Raw genomic sequence first — 3,844 nt, 5'->3', positions numbered from 1 at the left:
TTTTATTGTTCTTATGCTAAATATTTTTTTAAATCCAGAAATGGGGTTAATATGATTAAAATCAATTTTAATTGCTTCAGTGGCAAGTTTAAAATGGGAGCTAAATAGAGAAGGGATTGCACCAGATAAAAAAGTCACAATAATGATCGGTAGTACAATATCAAAGAATAATTTTGATATAACTTCAACATAACTCTTTAAAGAAATACCTGTTGGATGCAGTAAAAGTGATTGATAAAATTGATTAAATTCATCCAACTTCACTTGATTAAATAAATATATAACACCAATGAAATAGACTAAACCAGAAACCAGTTCCTTACTTTTAAACGATTGTCCTTTTTTTGCTGAATCATCAAGCTTTTTCTGTGTTGGCTTTTCTGTTTTCTCAGCCATGATAAATACTCATAAAAATAGAATAAAAGTATCTACTGTTAAAAAAATGATATAATTCATTTGTCATTGCTGAGGTAAAAAAGAGCAGTAATACTAAAAAAGCGATAATACCTTTGATACAAAGAGAGAGAGAAAATGCATTTAGTTGAGGACAAAATAATGAATAAACCCCTAATGCAACTTCACTTAAAAACATAATAATTAATACAGGAGAAACCAAAATAATCGCCACTTTAACCATATCATTTAGCCAATGACCGATAAAATCGTAACCGATATTTTTATTAATATACCCAATAGGAAAAACATCGTAACTCTCTTTTATGGTACTCATTAAAACAACGAGCCCACCTGTAGCTAAAAAATAGGCCATACAAAACAATCCGGTTAATGACGCAAATTCTGACGATTCAATACCTGTAGTAGGATTAATTGTATCTCCTATGCTTGCTCCTCTTTGATTATCAACGAATTCTCCAAACGCAGAAGCTATCCAAAATGGCGTGGCAAGTAGCAAGCCGATAACTAGACCTATAATTAACTCACTAATTAGAACAATAGCCCAAGTCTCTCTTAAAACCCCTGTTATCGTGATGCTAGGTTTTATTCCTAATGCTATATAAAAAATAATAATATATTTTAATAATTGACTATTGAGAACTCGACTATTGAGGAATGGAATAAACATAAAAATAGGAAATAATCTAGCAATGAGCAAAAAAATATCGATTAAATAAGATTGTATATATTGCAACAGTACTAGCATGATAGTTACCCGGCTAACCCAATCGTCAACATCTCTTTAGCATAAATTAGTAACTTATCTCCCATCCATCCCATCATCATAAGTAAACAAACAAAAACCCCCACAAGCTTGACACCAAAAGGTAAAGTTTGCTCTTGTATCTGTGTGATCGTTTGCAATAGCCCAATAAGCAATCCAATAAAGGTCGCGATAGCAATAGGCGCAGCTGAAAGCAATATAATCAAATAAATAGCTTTATTAGCCGCATAAACCATATCCACTAGTTCACCGCCATCAAATCAAGATATTGATTAATGAGTCCTTTAGATAACAGTCCCCAACCATCCATGGCGATAAATAAAATAAGTTTTAAAGGTACAGATAATGTAATAGGGCTCATCATCATCATACCTAATGCTAATAAAATGCATGAGACAACTAAGTCAATAACAATAAAAGGCAAATAAAGATAGAAACCTATAATAAAAGCAGATTTTATCTCACTAAGTGCATATGCCGGTAATAATGATAAGAGTGAATTTTCTATGTTTTCTTTATCACCATCACTATTTGGTCTATTCTCTTGCGCTTGTTCAAAAAAAGCTAATAAATCAGGATCTGAGTAATGATATAGGTATTTTTTATAATCGCCTAACGCCTCATTTGAAAATGACTCGATCGCATCTGGAGATGACATATCCACTTTATTTTCAATAACATAGTAACAAATATTTTTAGTAATTGGTGTCATAACAAAAAGCGCCATCATTAAAGCGATAGCATTAAGTACCATATTAGAAGGAACTTGCTGCACACCTAATGCATTACGAGTCATAACTAAAACGATAGAAAACTTTAAATAACAAGTTCCTGCAGCAATAATAAAAGGAGCCAATGTGGCAAGAGCTAGGATCAAGATTAATTGTGTTGAGCTTTCCATATGTTATTCGCATTTTATAGATAATTTATTAATTTCTACCGCTAACATATCTTTAATTTTGATTAATTCTCCTTGGGCAATAGCTTTACCATTTGCTAAAATATTAATATGACGAATGGCATTATCAGGTAAAATAAATTTCTTCCCTGGTGCTAATTCTTCAAGTTGATCAATTGATAATGTTTTATTGGCTAAAAGAAAAGATATTGTAATCGGAATAGCGCCAATTGAATTTAAATCAAGTGATTGAGCTAAATCAATGCTATCTTCTATTATGGCATCGTTTTGCTCATCCTCTTCATTTTCTTCACTATTTTCAACGATAGCATCTAATGTCACACAATTACCCTCATCCCATGAAAAATAAAAATATTTTTTATCACCAACATTAAAAGAAAAATGGATATCATCTATTAATAAAACATCCCCTGGTAATATTGTTTTTAATAATGAAAGTGATATTTTACTGTAACCAAAAATAAAACTTGTTATAAAACCTATTTTATTTTTTGGAAATACTGTCAATTCATATTTCCATTTAATATCGCAAATAAAAACATGACCTAATGTGGTATCTACACAAGGATAGCAAGATCCTTTTTCAGCACCTAAACAGATATTTTCAACACATGATGACATTGGCTCTTTAGAAAAAGGAAATAATAATGTTGATAAAGATTGTGAAAAAAGAGCAATTAAATAGTTTTCAGGTACTAATTCCCAATCAATTTTTTTTTCAGGATATAAGTTATCCATGACTTGACTAACTGAAATTAACGCCGTTAAGGTTCCTAATTTATTCTCACATCTCAATACAAAATATAGCTGTTTTTCTGTTATTTTTTTTGTACCAAAGATAGAAGATAATATTACCATGTCATTAATTTTATTTGTTTCTTTATGGTTATTATCTACCTCTACGTTAATACTCATTCATTTTCATCCTCTCTTTCATAAATAGCATTAATAGAGTTGATATACCACGATTTATTTTTATGGCTATTAGTTAGATCTATGGATAATCCCCCATTATATTGCTTCAAATTCTCTAATGCTGTTTGATAAACGCGTCCTGAGGAGGCAATTAACTGAACTTGTTTATCAATAAAATGAATTTTAGCCTGATGATAACGACTCTTCCATTTTGTAAATGTATAAGTAATGCTTGGTGGTAGAGTCAACATAGATATTTTTTTATCTATTACTTGCCAAGCAGGTAGCTGTGAAACCATTTTGGCTACTTTTGGTAATGCAATTACCGTTTTTATTGGTGTAACTTGCGAAGAAAAAGGAACAACTTTATTAGTTTCAGTGATATTTTCTTGATAAATTTCCGGTTCTTCTTTTGTATCAACTTTTGATACGTTATTTAGCGGCATTGCCATACTAGACTCAATATTTTTGTATGCACTGTTATTCTCTTTCTGATGAATTTGAGCCTGTTTTTCCTGCTTAGTTGCACTGCTAACTAAATCAACATTATCATTATTAACGGGTTCTTTTTTAATTATTTTTTCTAAAAACTTAATATACTGTTGTTGATTTATTTTTTTATCTACGAAAATAGGAAATACTGAACTCTTTTTTGTCGATAAGAATTCATTAACCATCGTTTTAACATTGTTTTTTCTTATTATGTCTTTAATGACAGTTTTTTCTTCTATTCCTACATGGGGTTGTAGTTTGTATTTATCTATCTTAGATGTTTTTTTATTTATTCTCTGATCAGTGAGCTGTGCTTTTTTTTCTTCTCTTCCTATATA

Annotated in this window: 6 protein-coding genes; all 6 read right to left on the bottom strand. The window is 30.4% G+C overall.

Annotated features, from left to right (window positions below; all coding sequences use genetic code 11):
• Positions 1 to 396: EscU/YscU/HrcU family type III secretion system export apparatus switch protein (locus AACU98_RS01615; RefSeq protein ID WP_202608942.1), on the bottom strand; the 396-nt coding region annotated here is incomplete at its 3' end.
• The gene (sctT, locus tag AACU98_RS01610; RefSeq protein ID WP_017827362.1) at positions 389 to 1,162 is read right to left on the bottom strand and encodes a type III secretion system export apparatus subunit SctT; all 774 of its coding nucleotides are present in this window, start codon (positions 1,160 to 1,162) and stop codon (positions 389 to 391) included. The genes AACU98_RS01615 and sctT, both read right to left, overlap by 8 nt.
• Positions 1,163 to 1,167: 5 nt before the next feature.
• A complete protein-coding gene (sctS, locus tag AACU98_RS01605; protein ID WP_004249210.1) occupies positions 1,168 to 1,416 on the bottom strand; it encodes a type III secretion system export apparatus subunit SctS in 249 nt (82 codons plus the stop codon).
• Between the two features lie 5 nt (positions 1,417 to 1,421).
• Positions 1,422 to 2,081 (bottom strand): EscR/YscR/HrcR family type III secretion system export apparatus protein, encoded by a 660-nt coding sequence (locus AACU98_RS01600; protein WP_004245833.1) that lies wholly within the window; start codon positions 2,079 to 2,081, stop codon positions 1,422 to 1,424.
• A 3-nt stretch (positions 2,082 to 2,084) separates the two neighbouring features.
• Positions 2,085 to 3,014 (bottom strand): FliM/FliN family flagellar motor switch protein, encoded by a 930-nt coding sequence (locus AACU98_RS01595; RefSeq protein ID WP_004245834.1) that lies wholly within the window; start codon positions 3,012 to 3,014, stop codon positions 2,085 to 2,087.
• Positions 3,011 to 3,844: type III secretion protein (locus AACU98_RS01590; protein ID WP_161735402.1), on the bottom strand; the 834-nt coding region annotated here is incomplete at its 5' end. The genes AACU98_RS01590 and AACU98_RS01595, both read right to left, overlap by 4 nt.

Source organism: Proteus sp. G4380, from assembly GCF_963885725.1.
GTDB classification, from domain to species: domain Bacteria; phylum Pseudomonadota; class Gammaproteobacteria; order Enterobacterales; family Enterobacteriaceae; genus Proteus; species Proteus mirabilis.
This window is presented reverse-complemented; position numbering and strand designations above follow the sequence as displayed.

Coding starts and splice junctions, on each gene's coding strand:
- sctT (WP_017827362.1), bottom strand. CDS start 1,162: ATGCTAGTACTGTTGCAATATATACAATCTTATTTAATCGATATTTTT.
- sctS (WP_004249210.1), bottom strand. CDS start 1,416: ATGGTTTATGCGGCTAATAAAGCTATTTATTTGATTATATTGCTTTCA.
- AACU98_RS01600 (WP_004245833.1), bottom strand. CDS start 2,081: ATGGAAAGCTCAACACAATTAATCTTGATCCTAGCTCTTGCCACATTG.
- AACU98_RS01595 (WP_004245834.1), bottom strand. CDS start 3,014: ATGAGTATTAACGTAGAGGTAGATAATAACCATAAAGAAACAAATAAA.